Genomic DNA, 24,675 nt, shown 5'->3' with positions numbered 1-24,675 from the left:
TTTTTTTTTAAGTTTCCCCCCACCGCCCGAAAAAAAAAAACCCTCCCCCCAGGGCCCTGCTGGGTTAGCATTGTTCGGGAGTCTAAAGGACCTCTCTTTTTACTGGGATTTGGCGGGGGGCTTCCCCCAATTGAGGGCGGCTACGCGCCACTTTTTCCTCCGCCTTGCCCGCTCGTCGCGCCCATCTCTACCCATATAGAGCGGGTGTTCCAAATTTGTCATGCAGCTCCGCACGAAAACCCACGGAAGTCAGAGGTCCTTCGACTCCGCCCATGCTTCCCCGCTCCGCTCAGGATGACTCGCTTTTTTTTGGAACGCTTCGCGTATCTGTGCTGAACGCTTACTGCTAACGACGCGTCTGCCCGCCAGGTTGAATCTCGATTCAACCTACGAAAAATGTTTGGCCACGGCCTCCGTCCGATTCTTTACCTGGAGTTTGATGCAGATGTTCTTCACGTAACTGCGGACCGTCTCCGCGCCGATGCCCAGCTTGTCCCCGATCTCCTTGTAGATATATCCCGAGGCGAGCAGTTCGATGACTTCGCACTCCCGCGGAGAGAGCTTCTCCGTCTCGCGAGCCGGCTTGGTCGTGCCGCGGAAATACTGCACGACCTTGCGAGCGATGTGCGCGGAGAATGGCGCGCCGCCCGAGTGGACATCGCGGATCGCTTCGAAAAGTTTCTCCGGCGGTCCGGACTTGATGAGATAGCCGCTCGCACCCGCCTTGAGCGCGCGAAAGATGCGATCCGCATCCTCGTAAACGGTGAGCATGATGAACTCCAAATCCGGCAACTGCTTCTTCAACACGGCCACGCAATCGATGCCGGACATGCCGGGCAATTCGATATCCATCAGGACGACATCCGGCGGACGCGCCGGGATTTTTTGCACGGCCTCCTCAGCGGAGCCGAGGGTGTAGAGACACTCGATGTCGCGCGCGCTTTTCAGGACGCGGACGAGTTGATCGCGCAGTCCGGGATCGTCTTCCACAATCACGACGGTTTTCTTTTCTTTCATCGGCTTAAGATGTGGGAGGGATGGGAACTTCGAAATGAACCTGGGTTCCGGCTCCGGGCGAACTCTCAAAAGAAATCACGCCGCCGATCAAGGCCATTCGGCGACGCATGTTGCCCAAACCATTGCCGGCCACCACCGCCGCGGAGTCGAAACCGCGGCCATCGTCGGCGATGGTGATGCGCAAACGCGGATCGTTGAACTCGACCCGTAAGGTGATCTCCGCCGCGCCCGCGTGCTTGATCGCATTGTGCAGCGCTTCCTTTACCGCCAGGGTCACGTTGTGCCGGGTCTCGCTGGTCACGCGGCGCTGGTCGGGCACTTCGCAGGAGTGGATGCGGCCGCGAATCCGCGCCGTCTCACAAAGGTTGTGCGTGAGCTGGCAGACGTAATCGACCAGCGATTCGAGGTGATCGTGTTCCGGGTTCACCGTCCAAACGGTTTGGTTCAGCGCGGCCACCAGTTCGCGAGCCATCCCGGAAATTTGCTGGAAGTTTTCGCGGGTCGTTGCGCTCTGCGGCTCGTTCTCCGCGAGTCCGCTGACCAGCGAAATATGCGTGAGGCGCGCACCGAGATCATCGTGCAGATCGCGCGCGATGCGCAGGCGTTCCCGCTCGATCAAGTGTTCCTGCTCGGCACTCGCGAGATGTTGCCGGATGCGTTTCTGGATGATCGCCCGGCCGCCCAGCCAAAGAAGAATCGCGATGACGACGGACCCGCTGATCCAAAAAAGAGGATGCTTCCACAAGGGCTCCAGGACCACGAAGTCGAGCCGCCGCTCGACGGCCAGCGGGCTGCCGATGGTTGTCCAGTACATCGGTGAGAAAGCGATAGTGGCCGGCGTTCAGCCGCCCGTAATTCACCTCGAAACGGCTGCCCGTTCCAATGTCATACATCTCGGACCATTCCACGGTGAGCGATTCGCCGGGCTGCACTTTCGGCGCGGCGGCGCGGGGCAGATTCCATTCCGCGTGGGCATTGGGATCGTCATCGAGGATGCAGAAGGCCTCGCCCGCACTGGTATGGACCATCTTTGCCATGGAAGGACGGGTGCCGCTGCGCCTCCATCCGTTCGTGTCGGTGCCTTCCCGATCCGTGGCGGCGGCGAAAAGAAGTTCCGGACCGCTGGGAGAATTCCGGAAGATCTTCACTCCGCGAACCAGATAGATGCCCATCGCGGTCGGCGGTCCGGAGGAGGAAATGGCCACAGTCAAAAAAGTGCTGTCCGGGGGAACCCGCACCGTTTCGCGCCGCTCGGTGAAGGCGGAGCTTTCGACGCTGCCTCGCCATCCCTGGCTGATGCCTTCCACGACGAAGATGCGTTGCGCCACCTGATCGCCCGCGGCGTCGCCGAAGCGAACCATGAGACTCATTTCGCTGCGGAGTTGCCGCCAGCCATTGTCCACTCCCTCCAGCTTGAACTGCACGCGGCGGCTGCCTTCCGTCTCGTCTTCCGGAGATCGTCCGAGTCGAAAGCTGACCGACTTGTGGGAAGCGGGAATACGAAAGCCTTCCGCCGTCGCCCCAAGTGGTTTGCCGTCGACGAGGATTTCTGCATTCGCCGGGGAAGCGCCCGGCGGCGGTTCTGCGCTGGAGAGCATGCCCAGGAAAATTCCACCACAGGCCGAAGCCATCGCGAACCAACGGCTGACGGCGCAATAAGGTGAGAGCAGTGAAGGAACTTTCACTGTCCTATGTTGTTCTGCGCGTTCATGGAAATCGAGCCGACTATACGCAAAGGCCTGGAGACTGTTATGCACTTTCGTAAAGCTTGATGTCTCCGCATAGCACCTGCGTCGCGCCCCCAAATTTCAGCCCTCCGGGCTAAGATTGGCGCGCGCCAAATGGATCTAAGCATTACCCACATCTTTTTGTCGGTTTTTAGGGACAGCGATGAATTCGGACGCGGCCCCACTGGGAGGGGAGTCTTTGCAGTCGCCCCATGTTGCGGAGCAGCTCCCTAAAGATGGCGCTTGGCGCGTTTGTTCGGTCGGAGACTGGAAAGTCGCCGCTCCCAGGAGCGTCATCTGTGTCGACGCGCAAATACCGTGCAAAGATGTGGGTAATGCTTACCTGGTACCGGCGCACGCTAAACGGATACTCGGCGTATTCTGTCTCAAGGCGCCCTACAACAAATGCCGAACGCACGCTGCATTCGGAAACCGATTTCGAATTCGCGAACGCCTCACTTGCTCGCCGCCGGCGAGAGGAGTTCCAGAACCTTTTTCGCCGCGGCCGTCTCGTCCTCGGGATCGTAGCCGGATTTGGTCCAGGCGACTTTCCCGTCCGTCCCGATGACGACGGTGTGAGGAATTCCTTCCACGCCAAATTGGCGGGCCACTTCCTGTTGCGCATCCAGGGCCACGGTGAGCTTCAGGCCGCGAAGCTCGAGGAACTGCTTCACCGCCTCGGGATCCTCGCCTTGATCGACTCCGACGAACGTCACTTTATCGGAAGGAAGCCCGGCCATGGATTGCACCAGCGCGGGTAGCGACTTGACGCACGGGCCGCACCAAGTGGCCCAGAAGTCGAGCACGACGATCTTTCCCTTCTGCTCATCGAGGTCGAAGTTGCCACCACCGAGGAGCGCCAGCTTGAAAGACTTGGGCGCCTTGCCGAGCAGAGGCGAAGCTTCCTCTCCTGCGCCGGGCAAGGTCGGGTCCGGCGCATAGACGAGCTGCCAATGGTCGAGCGCTTTGTAAGCCGGTGAGGCAGGAGGCGCCCCGCTGCGGATGGAAGAAATTTCGGAAAGCGGGATGGTGCAGCGCCCGTAAACGGGATGATGGCCGGTCACCTTGTCGTCCTCGAATTTGTCCACGACCAATCCCAGACTGCCACCGTTGGTCAACGTCAGCCAATGCGTCGCAGGACCGAGGTTTCCACCAAAGTCGGTATTGATCAGCGCGGCGAATTTAGTGTGGCCGGCCGGCCCATTTTTCATCGTGAACTGGCGGGAATCCGGATTCCAGGAGACGGTGGCGCCTTCGGCAAAGGGCACGCCTTTGGCTTCCAGCACCGCCTTGACGGAACCCGCCGAACCGAAGGCATCGGGCTTCAACCAATAGGTGCGTTGCGTGAGTTCATTACCCGGGGGGGGCGCTGGACTCAGGACGATCGTCTTGTTGGCCTCGACCCGCCAAACGAGATGGTAGATCCCACAGATCGAGTCGAGTGCCTGCCGAACGGTTTGGCCGTTAAAGCGGAATGAGGCTTTGTGCTCCGTCGTTTCGGGCAACTTGAACTTGAGCCCGGGCGCCTCGGTTTGGAGGACGCTGATCAAGAGCTTCAAATCCGGATTCTGGTAGCGGCTGTAACCGTGCAGGGGCTGGTTCAATTCCGCCGGTTCCGTCTGGTCGGACGCGCTGGCCGCATCGGGTTCGAGCGGTTTTCCCAACCAGACGATGGCTTTGACGCGGTCGCGTTTCACGCGGAGTTCATCGAGACCCGAGTGGACGAGGAAGGAATTGGCCGTGGCCGCGGTGATCTCGCCACGAAGGATATCGCCATTCGCGGCGATGAGACCGTGCTTGGGCGGATTATTGCGACGGAAGCGCGGCACGGTCAGTGCCTGGCTTCGGGCGTCGACCGCGACTTCCGGCAGCCAGGTTCGGCCCGGAGCAAAGTGAGCGGAGAAATTGGTCAGGTGCGCGGGGTTGATGACGTTCCCCCAGGCGCTGGCCGGCTCCAGGATCAAGCCCGCGCCGAGTCGTTCGGACGGCTGGATTTTGAAAGTGTCGACCGGCACACCATTGATTTGGAAGGTCGACCGTTTGGGCATTGACGACGAGGCGGACGGTTGAAGTCGCCTGGTTCGATGTAGGTCTCGGTTTCGGTCGAGAACTTGGCCTTCCGTGCCTTCCATGCCGGAATACAATTGATTGCCGCTGCAAACGAGCAGGGCGCGCGGAGCCTTCGCGCTGTCCGTGCCATTGCAAAACAGGTGGAGACGCAACGTGCACCAGCCATTGGGTTTTGACCTTGAACCGAATCTCATTGCCCTGGAGGGCAAAAGGGGTGGCCGATCGCCGTCCCCGGCTGCATAATGAGATCGTCACCGGTTCGCTTCACGGTTTGCGCATCGCCCTTGAGCACCCGCCATCCCGCGTCGTCGAACCCTTCCAGGGCAGCGCCGAGCGGCGGATCGAACTGGACGGCATTGAGGTTGCCCACCGGCAGTTTCTTCGCCTCGACGATGGGAGATTCGAATTCCGCACCGGACTGGTCGACGGAGGTCAGGGTGCCGGGCAGCACGTCTCCGGCCTTCGTGTAGAAGAGGGCGGAAACTTTGGGGAAGGTGGTCTTCGCCGGGAAGTGCCGGGTCATTTCGCTGGAGATCTTTCTCGAGGGAATAGCCGGTTGCAGGCCGCCGATCGCCATCCAGCGAAACTGGCTGTCCCCCGTGACGACGAATTTGCCGTGGAGCGTTTTCGACCCGACCACCAGCTTGTCCAATTGATCGAACGGTTGCCCGAAGTCGGCTTTATCCGCTGGCCCGTTTTGAAAACGGAGCTGACGCAAACCATCGAAGTGCGCCATGATTGGAGCATCCGTGAAGGAAGTCTCGATCGACACCGCGCCATTTTTCACGCCGGCCACGTGTCCCATCAGCAGCGTCCCGTCGTTGAAGGACAGGGACGCCTTGGGTTGCGATGCCTTGATCGGATCTGCCGAAAAGATCACGGCATCGATATTGTCGAGCGGGAGATTTTGCTCCTCGGCCTCCGCACCCGCGTGCAGGGAAATGCCATCCGGTGTGCCTTGCGTGACTTCGCCCTCGAGGATGCGCCCATCGGCGAGTTCCAGACGCGGCCGGCTGGCATCGAATTTCGGCGGCGCCGAACCATCCCACGTGCGAACGCGGATGAACTCGAGCGAAATGTCGTGCCCCTTGTTCTGCAATTGCACGGTGCCGTTTCCCGAGTCCTTTCCTCCCGATGCTTTCAGAGTTTCCGGAGTCGTCCATTCGGCGAGCAATTCACCGCCGGGCGAGTAAACGGCGCACTTTCGGGTTTTCGTATCCCAGCAAATCCGCAGGGCTACGCCACGGTCCGCTTCGGTGAGCTTGCGGATGGCTTTGAAATCATTGCCCATCCGCAACACGAGATCTTCGTCCCAAGTCTCGATCGTCAGCGCTTGTTTGGAGGCGGTTTCGAGAGTGACCCGGAAATCCGGGCGCCTGGAGGATTGGACGTGAAATTCAAAGTCCAGGCTCTCGGGGAGCGATACGTTGAGAAACGCGCCGCGATTCCAGGAGGGGATTTCGAGGACGCCTCCGGGTTCGGTGAGCAGAAGGGTGGCGGGATTGAATCCTGATGGCCCGTTCCCGGAATTGGAGCCGGTTTGGCGAGTCTTGAGATCCCAGCCGACATCTGCAGTTGGCCCCGCCAGGATGAGATTCTTCCCGTGCAACCGCCACATGCCTGACACTTCCGAGCGCTTCAAGACCACGTCGCCGCAGCGTTCGCTCCGGAGGGTAATGGCGTCCGGGGTGATCGAAACGAGATCGCCGAAAAGCTCGCTGCCATCGCGCATCCGGAAGCGGAATGGGCCCGCGGGCGCGACTGGCGGCAGCGTTCGATCGGCTTTGAAAAGGACGGCGCGATTCAATTCCAGCGGCTTCTCGAATGAAGACGAACTCCACGCGATACTCGCCGCTGTCGCCTCGCCGATTTCCCCCTCCAGTGTTTCGCCATTGTTCCACCACAGCGTGAGGGGAGGATCCGGCGGAGTCGGCGGAGCCGCGTGGACGGCTGCCGTCAACAAGGCAGCAACAATGAAGACCGTTCTTTTCATCGCTCGTAAATCGGCAGGAACCGGTAGTTCAGGGCCAGCGCGAGCAGCGACATCCCGGTGTTATAAGCGCCTCCGTTGAAAGAGCCGTCATCCTTCTGCAACTCCTTCAACGTCGTGATCTGGGCGGCGTTCCATTTTTGCCAGGACTTGTAGTCTCCCTGAAAAAGCGCCTGCGCCATGTAATAACGATAGTATTCCGCGTAAGCCCCGGCCTCCTGATGTTCGAGGTCTTCGGTCAGACGCTGCAGGCACGCCTTGTATTGATCGGTCTCCTTGGATTTCGAGACAGCGCCGACGAGCGCCCCGATCGCCGTCAGGTTCATCGAACCGCCCATTCCGCCAAAGCCGCCCGAGTAGGCGACGCCGCCGTCTTTCCCGGTGCTGCGCCGGATGTATTCCAGCGCGGCGTTGACCGTTTCATCCGGCACATCCATTCCCGCATTGCGCGCGGCGAGCAGGCCCATCAAGACCGCGCCGGTGACGGAGGTGTCGGAGTCGTAGGCATCCGGTGAGTAGCGCCAGCCGCCCCAGCGATTTTTCTTCTGCGCCGTCACCGCGCAACGGATCGCCAGATCGAGCGTCTGGGCGATGCTTCGCACCGGCTTCGCGCCCGGCCAGAGCCGTGATTCGTCGACCACGCCATAAGCTTCCGAAAGCGCGAGCATGGCGAAGCCATGATGATACATACTGTTCGGCAAATAGCCGGTCGTCGCGTCCTGCGCCTGGATGAGCGAACGGATGGCGCGCTGCACATTCGACGCGTACCGTCCGAAGTTCGGATCTTCTCCGCTGGCGAGAAAGGCCATGAGACAAATGCCCGTCACGCCGTTGCCCTGATAACTCGCCTGCCAGCTGCCATCCGCGGCTTGATTGGCCGCCAGCCAGCGCAACCCATGCTCGTAGATCGCATCGACCTCGGGAGAAATCTGTCCGCCGAAGCGCAGGGTGGGATCTTGCGCGCGGCAGGGAAGATCCCAGGCCGTGTTGGCGACGCCCCAAGCGAGTGCACCGGCGAGTAGCTGAGAAAGGAGGGTGCGCATGTTCATTGTTTGGCCGCCTTGGCCCGGGCCTCGTGGTTCTGCTTGATCCAGGTCCAGTAATTCATGACGTAACCGCACTGGCGGCTTTTCGTCCATTGTTCGAAGGATTCCGCTCCCAGGATGGATTTCAGATCCGCTTCCGGTACCGCGACGACCGGGATAAACATGCTAAAACCGGAGAGATACCAACTGACGGAGTTATTCCCGGAAAAATAGCTTTGAATGTCTGCCTGATATTCCTTTACCGCCGCCGCCACGGCAGGAGTCAGTTTCGCCTGCTGCTCGGAATTGATGGGGCAAGCCTGGTCGAACATGGCCACGATGAAATTGGCGACGGATTCGGACCGGAAAGTCTCCCGTTCGTTGACGGATTTCTCCGCGGCAGCGAGCTCTCCGGCGTCCAGGGTGGCTTTGAAGGTCTTGGTCCAAAGCGCGTCGGACTCCTGCGAGTTGGGTCTCCATTGAAAGTTGTATTCCTGCAGGTTTTCCAGCCGGCTCCGGACGAATCGCGCCGGGGTGTTTCCGATTGACGAGCGAACGGTTTCGTCGGCGTTGGTTTTCCAACTGGCCAGCAACTCTTCCGCGGACCCGCGGGCGGCCGTTTTGAGCAACTCGATCTTTTCCGCGGGAAGGTTGGCCGCTCTGCCGGCGTCCTCGGCTCGGAGGAGGGCCTCCGCGAGCGCCTTCTGTCGGTGGAGCCGCTCTTTTCCTTCGAGGTAGTCGGAGATCGCACGCTCGACATCTTCGGGTTCGGGCGGCAAGGCCGCCTTTTCTTCCTTGGGTTTTACGGTTGGCGTTCGCGATTGGGCGTTGCGCTCCTCGGTCTGGATCTTGCAGACGGCGAGCCAATGTTGCCGCTGGATCGGTTCCAGGATGGCCTTGGTTTCGGCTTCGTCGGGCTTCACCTCAGTCGAGAGCGTAGCCATGACATCGATTTGGGAGTATCCCTGGCCGAGTGAATTGGAAAGTGACTTGGAATCTTTTTCCGCGATCCGTTGGCAAATAGGTTCCAGACGCTTCCGCTGATCCGCGGTGAGCGCGACCCGGGCGTCAATCTCCGCAACCATCAAGCGAGCGAGAGCTTGCACCCGCCGGGAGAGGTGTTCGGCCGCCTCGGTATCGAGTTGCTTCCGTTCGTCCGCGGAGAGCAGCTTGGTCAGTCCGGTTTTCCAGGCCTTGGAAGTTTCCGGCGATTCTTCCTGGCTCGGGCTGAAATAGATGTTCCGATTTTTCAGCATTTGCCGGCGCGCATCTTCATCCATCGCCGCGATCATTTTCTCCTCGCGATCTCTCATTTTGCCGATGCTTTCGTCCACCGCACTCTTGCCCACGGACTTGAGTTGATCGGCCTTTTCTTTCGAAAGATTGAGCGACCGGCTCATTTGCGCGACTTTTGTGAGAACCTCTTCGTTCATGGCCTCGCGACTGGGGTCCAGCCAGGCATTGAGGCGATCGCCGATTTCGGCATGCAGCTTTTCGCGTTCGCCCGTGTCGGACTTTTGCCAGGTGGCGTACTGCTCGGGAGTCAGGGTATCTTTCAAGGCCGCGGCCCAAGCTTTGGAATCCTGGGCCTCTGCCGCGCTCAAGTCGTGACGGAAATTGAGAGCCAGGTTTTCCGCGGTTTCATTCGACCTGGCCTTGATGAATGCGAGGATTTGCTCCTGAGACTCCTTCATCAGGCTGCGGATCAACCGGTCATAGGCGTCGACCCAGTCGACCAGGAAGATATCGGTGACTTCGCGGGATTTCGTTTCCAGGGTCTTGCGTCCCTGTTCATTGAGCCCGGTGGTCTTGGCCACTCGCTCGATGATCTTGTCCATCTTCTCGTTCGACAGCTTGCGTTTGCCGTCCTTCACCTTGGCCATGAAATCGGTGAGCTCCTTTTCGATCGTGGCGTCGAAAACAGGCTTGGGTGGCAGATCCTTCTTTTTGTCCCCTTCGGAGGTGGTCTCGGCGCCGCTCTCCGCGGCGACGGCGAGTTGGGCCTGGGAAAAAAGCACGAGCCAACCGGGGCTTAGGGCCGAGATGGCCAGGCACCGTGTCGTTGCCGAAAATCGACTCTCGCCGTGGAAAAACTTTCGCTTCGTCATTTCGCCGCGCCGGGGTTTTCCAGAAGGTTGAAATACGCGTCGAGGCCGGTCTTGAATTCCTCAGGGAATTCCTTGCCGGCATGGCCGGTGGCCTGGCCGACCGGACGGGCCATGACCAGGCTGTCGGCATTCGAGCCGGGCCCGAGATCCGCCAGCGCGGCAGACGAGGCCGTCGCCGGTCCGCTGCCACCGCCTGGATCCGACCCGCCGCCACCGCCGCCGGGTTTCATGCGCTTGGCCTGGAGGAGCAGTTCGATGGCTTCGGTTTCCGCCGCCACCGCCGTTGCGCCCGTCTCCGGTTTGTCGAGAATGCTGTGCGCTTCCTGCATCGCCGCCACCACGGCCTGGAGCAGGCGAAGCTCCTTGGGAAACTTGGTCGCGCCTTCGGGCAGCGCAAGAATGTCTTCCAAAGCGCTCTGGGTGTGCGTGCCGATGTCGCTCTGGTCTTTCGCCAGCGCCTTCGCATCGCGCTCGTATTCCTCGGGTTCGATCGCGCCCTTCGAGTTCTCCGCCTCCCGCGTTTGATCGCGCAGTTTCATCTCGTCGCGCAAAGCTTGCATGACCTTGAGGACGATCTCCGGGGGCAGGCTGTCTCCGCTGCAGGACGAGTTGCATTTGCAGTTGCACGCGCCCACCAGGTCTTCGCCCCAACGATCCAGCGTATCCGCCCAGTATTCCGAACCGACCAGCGCCTGGCCGCTCAGATTGGTGGAGATCTTCAGGCCGTCGCGATCGAGTGCGCGGACAATCTCCGTGGACTTCATTTCATCGAGGATCTTTTTGAACCGCAGATCCTGCTTGCGATCGTAGTAGGCCTCGAGGTCGCTCTGGATGACCGAGACGACTTCGCTCTGCGTTTTGGCATGTTTGGCGATCGGCGCGGCGGCTTGCACCGGCTTTTCCTCGATGCCGAAGGCGTCGAGGGTATCTTTGTTCAAGTTCGTCGCGATCTTCATCTGCTGGCGGGAAGCGGCCTTGAAGCGTTTGACGAACGTCGTGGCTTCGAGGCTGGCCAGCACGTCGGCGAGTTGATCGGCCACCTTGGCAAATTCCGCGAGCAGGTCCTTCTGTTCGGTGACGGCGTTATCCAGCTTTTCCTGGGCGGGGGATTCCGGCGGCTTCGCGGCGTCCGGGTTGTCTTTGTCTTTCGTCGGCGCTGCCCCGAGGAGCGTGTTCGGCAGACGGAGCTTCCCGCTGCCCGGCGGCTTGGGCGCGGCATTGGCCTCGGCGGGCTTCACCGTGCTTTGGGCGGTGGCGAAACCGGGTTCGCGATCCGAGATGCTCGGGACCGGTGGCTTCGGCGCCGCATTGGGATCGGTCGGGGCGCTCGCCTTGGGCGCGCCCGGTGGCGTGGTGCCCTGGCTGACGCTCGGTCCCGTCTTGCCGGCATCAGCGCGCGCCATTTGCGAAGGTTGCGCACCGCTCTTGCCAGGTTGGGTGGGAGTCTGATTGGTGCCGTTGTTCTTCCCGCCCTCGGCGCTGGCGGTTTGTTTCAAAAGATCGGCCACACTCGGCATGCGGTTGGCCGCGATGTCCTTGAGCGATTTCAACATCGTCGCCCACGTCTCGAGACGCTTGGCGTCGAAGGTGTCGTTTTTCGTTCCTTGTTCGACCAGCCGCCGGCCGGCCTGGGTGAGCGCGTCCACCCGCGCCGCGCTGGCCCCCTCGGCCGAGGCCTGCTGGGAAACGCGGCGGCGATTTTCCGGACGATCCAGATCGGCGGCGCTGAGCGCGCGCAGTTCCTTGTTGGACTCGTGGAGCTGCACTTCGTGCTCGTAGCTTTCCTTGGCCGCGTCGAGCCACTTGCCGAATTGCTCGGTCAGCCAAAGCGCGTGGTCTTCCTTGTTCAGCACGTGGAGGACGAACGACGCGGAGTGCGCATGCTTGCGGCCCGGCAGATAGTCATCCGCCCACGCGCGGATCTCGATCGTTTGCGGTTCGACGCCTTCGCGCGTGGCGCAGAAGGTCGCCCGCGTTTGCATCTCGCGTTTTTCGTGATCGCCCGCGGCGGCGATCTTCTCCCCGCGAATCGGCGTCTGCCCATCCGCCTGGGTAAGCGATCCTGTCCACTCGAGCCCCACGCGCTTGATGCCGAAATCGTCGCTCGCACTGAGGTCGACGCTGACCACTTCCGAATCGAGCACGACTTCCTCCTGCGATTCGCGGCGGACAATGATCGAGGGCGCCTGGTCCTCCACCGCGCGCACCTTGAGCACCAGCGGGGCGTGCGGGGCGAGACCGTCGACATCCTGCCAGGAGAACGTCCGGTCGATGTTATCGGCGACGGGGGAGAACGTCGTGGAGAATTTCCGGCCGCTCACCACCTGGATCGCGCCATCCATCGTCGCGCTGGCGAGATCGCGCGAGGCATCGGCTTCGAAGGCCGCCTGCGCGCCCTTGAGCAGCGAGACCGAACCACTATGCACGGCGATGTGCTGGTCGGATTTGTAGCCGAGATAATCCGGCAGGTGGAGACGCACGGAGAGCTCCGCGAGATCGGGCCGGGTGCGCGGTTCGATGACGATCGTCTTGCGAATGTCGCCGAGCCGGAGAGAGAGCTGCGCGTCCTTTTTCTGCGGCGGAAACGGCAGCGCGTAGGACCCGGAAGCGAGCTGCGCGACGACCGCGGGTTGCTTGTCGATCCGCGCTTTTCCTTCCTCCGGCGACCAGAGCGTGGCGGCCGCGAGTTTCACCGGAAGGGTGAAGGGTTCCGCATAGGGCGCGACAATATGCGTGGGCAACGGATCGACCTTGGCGAAGGTATAGCGCTCGATCGGCTGCCAGGCCGTGCCCCAACGGGCGAGGGTATTGCGCGCGGCGTCGTTGGCCAGGAAGAAGGCCACCCCCACGAGCACCAACGCAGCTCCCGCGGCGCGTCCCCACATCCAGTGGCGGGCGCGCGGCACGGCGTGCGAAAAGTCCTGGTCCTTCACCGCTTCCGCGGCCTGCGCGATGGCCGCTTCGACCAGGCGCTCGCTGCGCCCTTCGGGCAAATGATGGTTGCGCGCCAGTTCGACGATGCCGAGGAGTTGATCGCCCAGCCGCGGGAAGGTGACCCGGAGCAGCCGCGCGGCATCTTCGAGCCGTCGCTGACACCAGACCCAGCGATACCATTTCAACGGCAGCCCGACGAGCAACGCGGCGAGGCCGGCGAGGAAAAGGGTCAGCCGCAACCACGCCGGCGTTTCGCCGAGGCGGTCGAGCCCGAAGACGAGCAGATAGGACACGGCGAGGGCAAACGCCGCGGCGAGGAGGCCTTCGAGCAATTTCACCGCCCACACGCGGCGGCGGAAGTCGGCCAGCTTGGTTTCAAGGACGAGTGGCAGCTTCGTATTCATGGTGAGGAATTGGCAGGTGGGTTTCTGCGAACGAATGAGAGCTAATCTCGGCTAAAAAAAGCGTTAGTCATCAGTTAAAAAAGTCCGGCAGCTTTGCGGCCTGCCCAGAAGACACCCATGAGCAGGCAGAGAAAGCCGGCCCACAAGGGATGCGCCCAAATCTGCACGCGGCGCTCGCTCATTTCCGGCAGGGGCAACGCCGCGACCGCGGAGGTCAGCGCGGCCGGATCGGCATTGTCGATCATCCGTCCGTGGGTGAGTTGGGCGATCTCGCGCAGCACGTCGAATTTCGCCGGTTCACCGACCCGCTCCCGTGCGAGGCCTTGCACCGAGATCGACGAATCCATCGCCGAACCGGCATCCGCGCAGCTCAAGCGGACCTTGTATTCACCCGGCTCGTTGGGCGTGTAAACGCCGGTGAACAAGCCCCACGCATCCGTGCCCGCGGGATTCAATCGCACGGTCGCCGTCTTGCCGGAAGGCGCGGTGATCTGCGCGATGACCGCCCCATCGCGCAGCGGTTCGCCGCTCAGCGAGATGACATTCGCATTGAGCGTGAGGACCGAGCCGGTGCGCGGGCGGTCGGGCGCATAGAAGAGCCGCATCTTGTCGCCCTGCGACATGTTGCGTTGGTAGGCCATCCAACGCACCACCTGGCCCCAGAACCGGTAGTGATACAGGTCTTCGACGCCGCGGCGCCAACGCCACGCACCATCGGTTCCCATGAAGAGAATTTTCCCCGCGCCGTAAGTCTTGGTCACGATCAACGGAACGCGCCCAAAGCGGTTGGTTTCCGTGCCGTGGGTGGCGAGGACTTCGGCCCCCGCCTTGGCGCGTTCGGCCGGCGCGTACCATTCAAAGCCCGGCAGGTTCTGCCAGACGCGCGCGCTGGCTTCATCGGTGTCTTCGAGCTTCGTCAGCAGGCTGTGCGCGCCGGATTCGGTGAGCGTGAATTTCCCTGGCGTTGCGGTGCCCCAGCCGTGCGGTTGCGTCGTATCCCAGATGATGGGCAAAAGATCGCCCAACGCGGTGCTGCCGAGCGACTCTTCGAAGCCGCGGAAGCCGGGCAGAAAGACGAGTCCGCCGGCCTGGTCGCGCACCAGCTTTTGCAGGGCGGTGCATTGCTCCGCGGTGAGCTGGCCTTTCTCCGTGCCGACATCGCCGAGGAAGACGACGTCGTATTTCGTCAGCTCCTCTTCCTTCGGCATCGCGGGCAGGTAGCTGCGGCCCACGCCGGTTTTGCCGAGATCGGGATGAAAGAGCACGCAATGCACTTCGACTCCCGGATCGCGCTCCAGGGCGTTGCGCAGGTAGCGGTATTCCCAGCGCGGAAACGACTCGACGACGAGCACGTGCAACTGCTCCTTGCGCACGGACAGCGGCGCCTCCATCGAGTTGTTGTCCAGGTTCCGCTCGCCGCCGGTCTTCGGCACGGTGAGCGTGAGCTTCATGTCGCCGGGCTTTTCCGGTTTCCAGGTCATCACATCCTGCAGCCGGCTCATGGCGGGAATGACGACCTCTTTGGTGACGATTTCGCCGTTCGACGACTTCATTTCCAAGGTCGCGGCTTCGTCGTGGGGCAGCGAACTCTCGATGGTGAAAGGCACGCGCAACGGTTTCCCGGCGACGGCAAACGTGGGCACGTCAAAACTGGTCAGCGCCACATCCGGCAAACGCGTTTCCGCGCCCATTGGCACGGCGAAAACCGGTGTCTGCCGCATGCGCAAACGCAGCGCGGCCTGGGCCGGTGGTTGGCCGGTATTCCAATCGCCGTCGGTGATGAGCACGACGCCCTCCAGACGCGGATGCTTTTCCGCGACCTGGGCCAGCGCGGCGCCGATGTCCGTGCCTTCTTCCGGCGGTTGTTCGCCCGAGGAGAAGGGCTCGACGACCACGTCCATCCGCTTGGCGATCTCGCGCCACGTGGCGGGATCGACCAGCGGCTTGGCGGCGTCGGCGCGGGTTTTCGGATCGTTGGCCGGTTGCTTCGCGTCGATGACATCGCTCGTCATCATCGAGCGCGAGGTGTCCTGCAGGATGACCAGCGTCGGCTTGCTCTCCCGGTTTGAAAATCTCGCGCCACTCCGGCTGGTTCAAGGTGATGGCGACGCCGATGGCGATGAGCAAACGCAGGAGTTCGAGCCAGCCGGTGGAACGCCGCCAGCCGCTGCGTTTCCACGCCAGCCAGCCGACGATCGCGATCGCCACGATGAACGCCGCGGAAATCGCCAGCGCGGCCGGCGATTGCGCAAAGACGAGGGATTGGCTGGAAGGTTTCACGAAGTGGCGCTGGTGGTTTCCGGCTCCGGTTTCGCCGAGGAAAAGGGTGGGGTGCCGTTCGAGTCCGGCGACGCGCCGTTGCGTTTCACGGCCGGAGCTTCCCGGCGCTGGGGCATGGAAATGAGCGCCTCGAGCAGAAGCGCCACGGCCATGGCGACGAGGAAGGTGCGCCAGACTTCATTCGTCAGGCTGCGCTCGTCCTCCAGGTTGTCGGTCAACACGCGGAAATCGAGTCCGGCGAGGAGATCGTGGAGCATGCCGGTCGAGATCGTGGCCGGCTGGTCTTCTCCCGGCGGACGATTGAGCGCGAGGAGTTGATCGCCCGAGGCATCGACTCCGGCGCGCAGTGGCAGGCTCGTCGAGTCGGTCGCGGCCGCCGTCTTGTCGGCGGGATGCCATTTCGAAGGATCCGCGCCGAGGACATTGGCCGCCGCAAATCCCTGCCGGGCTTTGCCGAGATTCTTCGCCCCGTCGAGGAGCACGCGATGCAGCATGGCGTACATCACCACGCCGTCGCGGGCGAGGCTCGACGCACCGGGCCCCGGCAGGGTGCCGAGAAAATAAACGCCGCGCGATTGGTCCGCCGCGGAACGTACGAGGAGCGGTGCATTCCCGGCAACCCGGGCGAGAGGCAGGCCGTTGCCGACGATCGTGCAATGACGCGTGACCTCCAGTGAGCCGACGGGCAGCGAGGCGCCGTCGCGGGTGTTGGCCAGCAAGCCGGCGTCGTTGCGCCACCATTCCACCGTGTCCGCTTTCTCCGTGGGCGCGCTTTCCCAATTTCCCCAATGCAGCCCGAAGAGTTCGTTGGCATCCGGCGATTCCGGCGGGAGAAAGAAAACGCTTCGGCCTGACGCCGCGTAAGCCTGCAATTGATGCGCGAGCACGTCGCCGGCTTTGGGCAGCGCGCCTTGCCAAAGGATCAGCGCGGCGGTGTCCCACGGAATCTCCGCCGCGCGACTGGTCGGCAGCACCGTGGTGGTGTATTTGCGCGACGGGTCGAGCGGCGCGGAGAGCGCGGCCCGGAGCGGTTCGGTTTGCGCGGGATCGTCGGAGACGATGACGGAATGCAGCGGCGGGGGATCGTCGAAGACGAAGTAGTAAGTATTGTTTCCGGCCCAGGAGTCGGCCGGTAGATCGACCCGGCCCCAGCCGCGCTTCGTCTCCTTGTCGATCGGTACGGCGTAGGATTGCAGCGCGAGTTGATTCTCCTTGAGCGTGACTTTCGTCGAAGTCACCGCGCCATTCACCGCGAAGCGCAAAGGCACTTCGATCGGCTGCGGATTTTCCACATGCCGCGAGATGCGCAGATCGAGGAGCAGCTCCGCCTTGTCGCCACTTTCGCGGCGCACCACGCGGTCCACGTTCACCGCCAGATCATCGCGCGCGGGCTGCGGATAGCAGAGAATATGGAAGCGCACGCCCTGCAGCGCGGTGAAGGCGGCGCGCAACGCTTCCCAGCGGCCGCCGGAAGAATCCCAATCCGATTGCTGTAAATCGCTGAGCAGCCACACGTCGGTGCGGCCGGTTTTATTCGCGGTGATGTAATCGAGCGCACTTTGGAAAAGGGCCGGAATGTCCGCCGCGGTGTCCGTGGCCTCGGTTTGCGGCAGATCGAGCAAGGTGTTCGCCTTTTCGATCGGCAAAGGTTTGCCGAGCGCGCTGTCGATGAGCACCAATCGCGAGCGCGAGCCGACCGCGTCGTTGATCGCCTTGGCGATATTCCGCAGGCCCGCGGCGCGCTTGCTCACGCCGGTCGCGGGATTGATCTGCTCCATGCTGGCCGAGCGATCGACGAGGATCATCACCGTATCCGGCGCGCCGCCCGTGAGCCCCAGCCAGCCACCGGCCAGCGGACGTCCCACCACGAAGAGGATCGCCGCCACGGCGAGCACGCGGAGCAAGAGAATGAGGATCTGCCGCAGCCGCGAGAGCCCCTTGTTCATCCGTTGCGCCGCATGGAGGAACATCATCGCCGCCCACTTCACCTGCCGCCGCCGATAGTAGTGGATCAGGTGAATGATCACCGGCAACGCCGCCAGCGGCAGCGCGAAGAGGATGGCGGGCTGAAGGAGAGTCATCGCGCCCCGCGTTTGGGCACGCGGCCTAGAAGAAAGCGCACGAGGACGTCGTCGTAGCGCTCGTGCAATTTGACTCGATGATAGTCGACGCCGGTGGTGCGGACGATTTCATCGAGATCGGTGAGATATTGTTTCACCGCGCGCCGATAATTCCGCGCGATGATCGAAGGATCGGCCAGCACCGGATCGCCGCCTTCCATGTCGATGAAGCGCGCCGGCTGGTCGAACTCGAAAGTGATCTCGCTCTCGTCGAGGAGATGAAACGCCGCGACGTCGTGCTTGCGGAAGCGCAGGTGCTGGATGGCCTGCTTGAGCTCGGCGGGCGGCACGAAGAGATCGGAGAAGATGATGACCAGCGCGCGCTGCCGGATCTGCTCGGCGGCTTCGTGCAAAGCGGTGAGGAGCGTCGTGCCGCCGATCGGGCGGATGCCTTCCATCTGGTCGAGCACCAGGCCGAGATGCGCCGCGCCACGCCGCGCGGGAATATCGATCTCTTTTTCCGCCATGCTCCACAAGCCGACGGCGTCGCCCTGTTGCGCCGCGAGATAGCCGAGCGTCGAGGCCAGCCGCCGCGCATAGTCGAGCCGCGTGGCCCCACTCGGACCAAAATCCATCGACCCGCTGCCATCGATCAACAGGCACAGCCGGAGATTGGTATCGGCCTCGAACTCCTTGATATAAAAGCGATCGCTGCGTCCCCACGTGCGCCAATCCAGCCGGCGGGTGTCGTCACCCGGGACGTATTTGCGATACTGGGCAAACTCCAGCGAAGACCCGCGCACCGGGCTGCGGTGTTTCCCGGAGACACTGCCGAGCATCGCGTGACGCGCATGCAATTGGAGCGGCAAAAGCCGCGCCAGCACGGTGGGATCAAGGAAAGGCCGCTTGCCGTCCATTTATCGCGCGGGTTGGAGTTGGGGTTGCGGATCAGGCAGCCTTGCTCAGCTCCTCGACGAGGCGCTTGGTCAGTTCGCGGCTGGTGACGCCTTCCGACTCCGCGGTAAAGGTCGTCATCACGCGATGCCGCAACACCGGGTCGGCGACGGCGGCGATGTCTTCCATGCGCACGGCGTAGCTACCCTGCAGCGCGGCGCGTGTCTTGGCGCCGAGGATGAGGCATTGCGCGGCGCGTGGACCGGCGCCCCACGAGACGAGCGGCTTCAACCACGCGGGCGACTCATTGCTGCCGGGCCGCGTCTTGCGGGCCAGGTCGACGGCGAATTCATAAAGATGGTCCGGCACCGGCACGCGGCGCACGAGATCCTGAAAAGCGATGACTTCTTCGCCGTGCAACACATGGTCGAGCTTCGGCAGGGACATGCCGGTGGTGCTCCGCGCGATGGCGATTTCCTCGGCGCGCGAGGGATAATCCACGCCGATCATGAACATGAAACGATCCAACTGCGCCTCGGGCAGGGGATAGGTGCCTTCCTGTTCGATCGGGTTCTGCGTGGCGAGGACGAAGAAAGGCGCATCCAGATTGTAAGTGCGTCCAGCCACGGTCACGCGATGCTCCTGCATCGCCTCCAGCATGGCGGCCTGCGTCTTCGCCGGGGCGCGATTGATCTCATCCGCCAGGACGATATTCGCAAACACCGGCCCGCGGGCGAACTCGAAGGCGCGTTTCCCGCCGGGGAGTTCCTGCAAAATGTCCGTGCCGGTGATGTCCATCGGCATGAGATCGGGGGTGAATTGGATGCGGCTGAAGCTCAGCGACATCGTCTCGGCCAGCCGGCTGATGAGCAGCGTCTTGGCCAGGCCGGGCACACCCATGAGGAGCGCATGGCCGCGGGCAAAAAGGCAGATGATCAACTGCTCGATCACTTGCTCCTGGCCCACGATGATTTTTCCCAGTTCCTTCGTCAGCCGGGTGTAAACCTCCCGCAACTGATCAATCGCCTGTACATCGTCCTTCGCCAGAGTAGAAGACATCTCGGAATTCGTCATAAAAGAGAAAACAACCAACCGCGGCGAATTCCATCATCATTTTATCATAACGCAACGCAAAACGTGTTTTCACGAAAGACGGGATACGGAGGGACATGCTCCTGCGTGTTTCCCAAATATTTTCTACCGCTTTGCCAAAGATGGGGGAACGCGCAGGAGCGCATCTTCGCAAGAGTGTTTTCACGGCGGGCAGTTGCCGCGACGCACTCGGTCGGCGTGGGCATTCCTGCCAGCGGCGCGCATGACGAAAGACAAGCCCCGTCTGGGAAACAAAAGCGCCGCGAGTCATCGCGGCGCTTTTAAAAAGAAAACGCTTTTTAGCACGATGTCCGTGCCTGGCACGGAGGGAAGCGGCTTGCGTTATCTAACTTTGTCTTGAATCCACCGTGGTTCTACGACACAAACACCGCTTGAGGCAAGGAGAAAACGAATGAAAGAATCCCCGGATTTGCGTTTGGCTTTTGACGTTGGCCACAGTTCCATAGGTTGGGCTGTGTTAAGTATCACTCGTGGACAGATGCCAGCACTACTCGGCTGCGGCACAGTGATTTTCCCCACCGACGATTGCCTGGCATCGGAACGCCGCAAATTTCGCCGTCAACGGCGCCACGTCCGCGCCACGCGGTTGCGCATTGCGCGGTTGCGGCGGTTGCTGGCGCATGTGGGCGTTTTGACCACCGCGCAACTCGAGAGTAACGGATGCGCGTGGCCTTGGCTGCTGGCGGCCCGGGTGTTACGGGAGCCGAATACGCTCACGGCCGAAGAACAAACCGCGGGTTGGAAACTCCTGTTCGATGGGCGTTCGCTCGGCGGCTGGCATCTCTATCAGCAAAAAGGCGAGCCCAAGACGGGCTGGCATGTCGAACAGGGCGTGCTCATCTGTCCAAAGACCAACGGACGGCCCAATGGCAGCGGTGGTGACCTGGTGACGGATACGAAGTTCGTCGATTTCGAGTTTTCGTTTGAATGGCGCATTTCACCCGCGGGGAATTCGGGTGTGCTTTATCTTTTCGATGAAAGTCGCGCGCCCGGCGGACCGCCGATGTATCGCGGCGACACGGGGCACTCGCCATTGGGCTTCGAGTATCAGGTCCTGGACAACGAAAACCATCCTGATGGCAAGCGCGGCCCGACGCATCGCGCGGGAGCGCTTTACGATTTGAATGCCAATGACAAGGCGGCGCCAAAACCGGTGGGTGAATGGAACGAAAGCCGCATCGTCCTGCGCGGGAAACATATCGAGCACTGGCTCAATGGCGTGAAGTCGGCCGAGGCCGATCTCGACAGCGCCGCGTATCGGGAGGCGTTTGCGAAGAGCAAATATCATGTCGTGCCCAAAGGTGGCGCTCCGCGCATTTGTTTCGGTCGGCGACTGGAAAGTCGCCGCTCGTGTGCCCGGCATGGGCCTGAACTAATCAGATGAAACGAACTGATCGAAACTGATGGAAGTAATCGTAGCCGAACGACAAGGCAGCGACCGCGAGGTCGTGGCTGAAAGAAGTCGCAGGCAAAACTCCGACCGCAGGAAGACAAACTGGCAGAGAGGCCGGGCGTGGGCGACGAGCGTGCGAGGAACCGCGAAGTCCGAAGTCCATCCAGACACGTCAGGTAGAGCCAGGCGGCGCGGAGGGAGAGTTCAGGTTCTTACCCGGGGAGAACTCTGCGGTGAGAGCCGCGGAGTAGTCAGCCGAAGCCGTAGTAGCGAAGAGGCCCTGCGAAAGCCGGGAGGAGCGAAGGGCGGAAGCACCAACGAACAGGGCTCAACCAGGAGCCAACCAGCGAGGCGAGAGACCTCTGGAACGCGCGGCGTGGCAACTGCGGCCACTACTGCGGACGGGCACGACGCGGCAGAACCGGTGGAGCCGGGGCGGGCGGCGTCGGGCGGGGTCGAGTCGAGCTGGTTGAGCGCCGGCGACAGAAAGCCATGATCGAGCAACTGATGGAGGAAGCCGTGAGCCCGGAAAATTGGCACACGGCATGGAAAGCAGTGGTGAGCAACGGCGGTGCGCCCGGCATTGACGGGATGCGCTGCAGCGAGCTCGTGGAACACCTGCAACGCCACGGGGAGGCCATTCGGGCCAAACTGCTGGCGGGTCGGTATACTCCGAGTCCGGTCCTCCGGACGAAGATCCCCAAGCCTGGAGGCGGAGAACGCGATCTGGGCATCCCCACGGTGCTGGATCGTTTCGTGCAGCAACTGCTTTTGCAAGTGCTCACGCCGATCTACGAGCCGCGCTTTAGTGCGCGCAGCTATGGGTTTCGACCCGGACGCAGCACGCACGACGCGGTGCGGCAGGCGCAAGCCTACGTGAAGGAGGGCAAAAGCTACGTGATCGACCTGGACATCGAAAAGTTCTTCGACCGGGTCAACCACAACCTTTTGATGCACCGGCTGCGGGAGACGGTCAGCGACGTGAGAGTCAGAACCCTGATCGGTCGGTATCTGAAGGCCGGGGTGATGGTCAACGGAGTGGTACAGGACAACGAGGAAGGCACGCCGCAAGGCGGGCCGCTCTCGCCCCTGCTGGCGAACATCTACCTCGACCCATTGGATTGGGAACTGGAAGGGCGCGGCCTGGCCTATGTGCGCTATGCGGACGACTGCAACATCTATGTGAGCAGTGCCGCCGCCGCGCAACGGGTCCTCTCCAGCCTCATCGGCTGGATCGAAAAGAAGCTGCGCTTGAAGGTCAACCAGACCAAGAGCGGAACGGGACCGACCACAGGACGCCGGTTGCTGGGGTTCAGCATCAACGCCCAAGGGGTGATTGAAATCGCCCAAAAGAGCCTGACCCACTTGCAAGAGAAGGTGCGTGCCTTTTGGCGGCCCCAGCGACATCGCGGCAACCAGGAAATGCGTGATGAATGGAACCAGTACGTGCGTGGCTGGTGCAGCCACTTTGCTCTCGCACAAGAAGTGCGCTGGGTGAAGCGGGTGGATGGCTGGATACGCCGCCACATCCGCAAATACTACTGGCAGCGGTGGCACTGCACCCAGGGACGACTCCAGGCGTTCCAACGCCTGGGCATCTCCCGCCACCACTGGGTCAGCGCCCGCAGTAGTCGAGGCGCTTGGTGCATGGCGGGCAGCCCCGCCCTGCAAGCGGCCATCAGCGTGGCAAGTCTGCGTCGTTACGGATACCTCATGCCATCAGTCCTGCTGGCGCGTTAAAACGCCACGGTGAAACCGCCGGATGCGGAAAACCGCACGTCCGGTGGTGTGGGAGCCCTGACGGGTGCAAATCCCCTCAGGGCGACCCGATCCAGTGGCGCCCTCCCCTTCGACGTCCAAACACTGGGCAAAGATGTGGGTAATGCTTAGAGGGGACTGCCGCACTCTCCAAGAACGCAAGCGTCCGTGGATTGCTCTTTCAGATTCGTCAACGCAGCCTGACTCTTTTACTGAATACTCTCTGTTCCTCACTTCGACACTTCCCCCATGTTCTCCCGTCTTTTCGCCTTCCTAATCCTCACCGTCACCGCCGTTGCCCAAACGCCCACTCCGCCGATCGCGCCGACGTCCACCGTCGATGTCTGGCCCGAGGGGAAGATGCCGGGGAAAGGGGCACATGAACCGGAGACGGCGGTGCCGCGGAATGATGGCTTTCATCGCATCACCAATGTCAGCCGGCCGACGCTGGCGCTGTATCTGATGGCGGGGACGGGAGGAGCGGGGAGCCCTGCGACTGGCTCCGGGCAGGGTTCTGCGGCGGGTGCCGGTCCGACGCCGGCGATGATTGTCTGCCCTGGGGGTGGATATAGCTATACGGTCATCGACAAGGAGGGCACCGAGATTGCCGCGTGGCTGAACTCGAATGGCATCAGCGCGTTGGTGCTGAAGTATCGCACGCCCAACAATCGCGCGGGGGCGCTCCAGGATATCCAGCGCGCCTTGAGCCTCGCCCGGGCGCATGCGACGGAATGGAACATCGACCCGAAGCGGGTCGGGGTGATCGGCTTTTCCGCGGGGGGCAATCTCGCCGCGAAATCGAGCGCGCCGCCGGAGGAGCGCAGTTACCCGGCCGTCGATGCGGTGGATCAGCAGAGCTGCCGGCCGGATTGCGCGGTGCTGGTTTACCCGGCGTATCTCGATGACAAGGCGGCGCATGTCTCGCCGGATCTCAATCTCAAGGCGGCGATCCCGCCGACGCTGATCGTCCACAGCGAGGACGACAAGACGCACGTGGTCGGCAGCAAAATCTACGACGCCGCGCTGACCGAGGCGAAGGTGGCGCATGAATTCAAGCTCTACCCCACCGGCGGCCACGGCTACGGCCTGCATTGCGATCGCGACGCCAAGGCCTGGCCGCAGGATGCGTTGGAGTGGCTCAGGAAGATTGGTTTCCGCTGAGCGGAGGATAGCCACAAAGAGGCGCAAAAGGCGCAAAAAGGGGCGGGGGCTGTTCGGCGATCCGCGTGCGGATTGGGCGTCTCTGTCTTCGCACGGCTTTGAGACGGTGTGCCGAAACTCACATGGGGAGGAAGGAACGACCACGGATTTCACGGATTCCACGGATTAGGAGGAAGCAGCGACGCGGATTCTCCAATCCGTGATGGCATGAAGTCATTCAGCAACCGGCGCTGTGCAGACCGAAAGGTTTGGTGCAACGTCCCTGGCGGAACCCGTGAGTGCTTGCAACACGCACTGGTGGCCGAAGGTCCCAAGGTTCGATGATTGCGCTGAGCTAACTGCTCCTATCCGTGATTGAACCGAGGCGGAAGGCACCCTCGTGGGGCGACAAGACCCCGAATGCCTGAATGCCAACTTCCGTCCGTGGACCAATCCAGATTGGCTGCCAGCGCCGGTTGCCCTGACTCTTAACCAAGAAACTGGAGAGCGACCACTGAAAAAGAACACACCCTCGACAACGAAGAAACCAAAGCCGCCGGAGCCGACGCCACCTCCGGAGGTCGAACTTTATACGGCACCGAAGCCGCCCAAGCAGGGGCGGATCATCGGCCTGGACTGCCACCCGGATACCTACACGGCGGCGGTCTTTGTGGGGCAGACACCGCATGACGCCCGCAAGGTAGGGGCCCGCGATCGCCTCAGCCTGGAGCAATTGCTGGCTTGGGTGGAAGCGGAGTTTAC

At 62.2% G+C, this 24,675-nt stretch carries 15 protein-coding genes and 1 pseudogene; 4 read left to right on the top strand and 12 right to left on the bottom strand.

Annotated features, from left to right (window positions below; all coding sequences use genetic code 11):
* Positions 1–387 precede the first annotated feature (387 nt).
* The 12 genes from CFE428DRAFT_RS31925 to CFE428DRAFT_RS31870 form a co-directional block, all read right to left on the bottom strand.
* A complete protein-coding gene (locus CFE428DRAFT_RS31925) occupies positions 388–1,017 on the bottom strand; it encodes a response regulator transcription factor (RefSeq protein ID WP_006983888.1) in 630 nt (209 codons plus the stop codon).
* Positions 1,018–1,021: 4 nt separating this feature from the next.
* Positions 1,022–1,636, bottom strand: a complete 615-nt coding sequence (locus CFE428DRAFT_RS31920) for a sensor histidine kinase (protein WP_042726256.1) — start codon at positions 1,634–1,636, stop codon at positions 1,022–1,024.
* Positions 1,590–2,615 carry a hypothetical protein gene (locus CFE428DRAFT_RS38355; RefSeq protein WP_042726255.1) on the bottom strand — a complete coding sequence of 342 codons (1,026 nt, stop codon included), beginning with the start codon at positions 2,613–2,615 and terminating at the stop codon, positions 1,590–1,592. Before CFE428DRAFT_RS38355 ends, CFE428DRAFT_RS31920 begins: the two co-directional genes overlap by 47 nt.
* A 584-nt stretch (positions 2,616–3,199) precedes the next feature.
* Positions 3,200–4,792 carry a TlpA family protein disulfide reductase gene (locus CFE428DRAFT_RS34845; protein ID WP_006983885.1) on the bottom strand — a complete coding sequence of 531 codons (1,593 nt, stop codon included), beginning with the start codon at positions 4,790–4,792 and terminating at the stop codon, positions 3,200–3,202.
* 212 nt (positions 4,793–5,004) lie between these two features.
* Positions 5,005–6,807: a hypothetical protein gene (locus tag CFE428DRAFT_RS31905; protein WP_006983884.1), complete on the bottom strand. Its 1,803-nt coding sequence runs from the start codon at positions 6,805–6,807 to the stop codon at positions 5,005–5,007.
* Positions 6,804–7,847 (bottom strand): prenyltransferase/squalene oxidase repeat-containing protein, encoded by a 1,044-nt coding sequence (locus CFE428DRAFT_RS31900; protein ID WP_202797542.1) that lies wholly within the window; start codon positions 7,845–7,847, stop codon positions 6,804–6,806. The genes CFE428DRAFT_RS31905 and CFE428DRAFT_RS31900 overlap by 4 nt, the downstream gene beginning before the upstream one ends.
* 2 nt (positions 7,848–7,849) lie before the next feature.
* Positions 7,850–9,847 carry a hypothetical protein gene (locus CFE428DRAFT_RS31895; protein WP_157447719.1) on the bottom strand — a complete coding sequence of 666 codons (1,998 nt, stop codon included), beginning with the start codon at positions 9,845–9,847 and terminating at the stop codon, positions 7,850–7,852.
* Positions 9,848–9,933: 86 nt separating this feature from the next.
* Complete coding sequence (locus CFE428DRAFT_RS31890; protein WP_006983881.1) at positions 9,934–13,275, bottom strand: hypothetical protein; 3,342 nt, start codon at positions 13,273–13,275, stop codon at positions 9,934–9,936.
* Between the two features lie 74 nt (positions 13,276–13,349).
* On the bottom strand, positions 13,350–15,290 hold the full coding sequence (locus CFE428DRAFT_RS31885) for a VWA domain-containing protein (protein WP_006983880.1): 1,941 nt from the start codon (positions 15,288–15,290) through the stop codon (positions 13,350–13,352).
* Positions 15,291–15,551: 261 nt separating this feature from the next.
* Positions 15,552–17,636 carry a BatA domain-containing protein gene (locus tag CFE428DRAFT_RS31880; RefSeq protein WP_006983879.1) on the bottom strand — a complete coding sequence of 695 codons (2,085 nt, stop codon included), beginning with the start codon at positions 17,634–17,636 and terminating at the stop codon, positions 15,552–15,554.
* Entirely contained in the window at positions 17,633–18,532 is a 900-nt protein-coding gene (locus tag CFE428DRAFT_RS31875; RefSeq protein WP_006983878.1) for a DUF58 domain-containing protein, read from the bottom strand. Before CFE428DRAFT_RS31875 ends, CFE428DRAFT_RS31880 begins: the two co-directional genes overlap by 4 nt.
* Positions 18,533–18,563: 31 nt before the next feature.
* Positions 18,564–19,568: an AAA family ATPase gene (locus CFE428DRAFT_RS31870; protein ID WP_237705588.1), complete on the bottom strand. Its 1,005-nt coding sequence runs from the start codon at positions 19,566–19,568 to the stop codon at positions 18,564–18,566.
* Positions 19,569–20,100: 532 nt separating this feature from the next.
* On the opposite strand from CFE428DRAFT_RS31870, the gene CFE428DRAFT_RS31865 reads away from it, so the two are divergent.
* From CFE428DRAFT_RS31865 to CFE428DRAFT_RS31850, 4 genes and pseudogenes are all read left to right on the top strand, one after another.
* On the top strand, positions 20,101–21,006 hold the full coding sequence (locus CFE428DRAFT_RS31865; RefSeq protein ID WP_157447718.1) for a 3-keto-disaccharide hydrolase: 906 nt from the start codon (positions 20,101–20,103) through the stop codon (positions 21,004–21,006).
* Positions 21,007–21,507: 501 nt separating this feature from the next.
* Entirely contained in the window at positions 21,508–22,755 is a 1,248-nt protein-coding gene (gene ltrA, locus CFE428DRAFT_RS31860) for a group II intron reverse transcriptase/maturase (protein WP_006983874.1), read from the top strand.
* A 267-nt stretch (positions 22,756–23,022) separates the two neighbouring features.
* Positions 23,023–23,934 (top strand): alpha/beta hydrolase, encoded by a 912-nt coding sequence (locus tag CFE428DRAFT_RS31855; RefSeq protein WP_006983873.1) that lies wholly within the window; start codon positions 23,023–23,025, stop codon positions 23,932–23,934.
* Between the two features lie 379 nt (positions 23,935–24,313).
* A pseudogene (locus CFE428DRAFT_RS31850) lies at positions 24,314–24,675 on the top strand (hypothetical protein); the annotation flags it as partial.

Origin of the sequence: Chthoniobacter flavus Ellin428 (genome assembly GCF_000173075.1) — a bacterium.
GTDB classification, from domain to species: Bacteria; Verrucomicrobiota; Verrucomicrobiia; order Chthoniobacterales; family Chthoniobacteraceae; genus Chthoniobacter; species Chthoniobacter flavus.
Note: the sequence above shows the minus strand (reverse complement) of the source record. Positions and strands in the feature narration are given on the sequence as shown.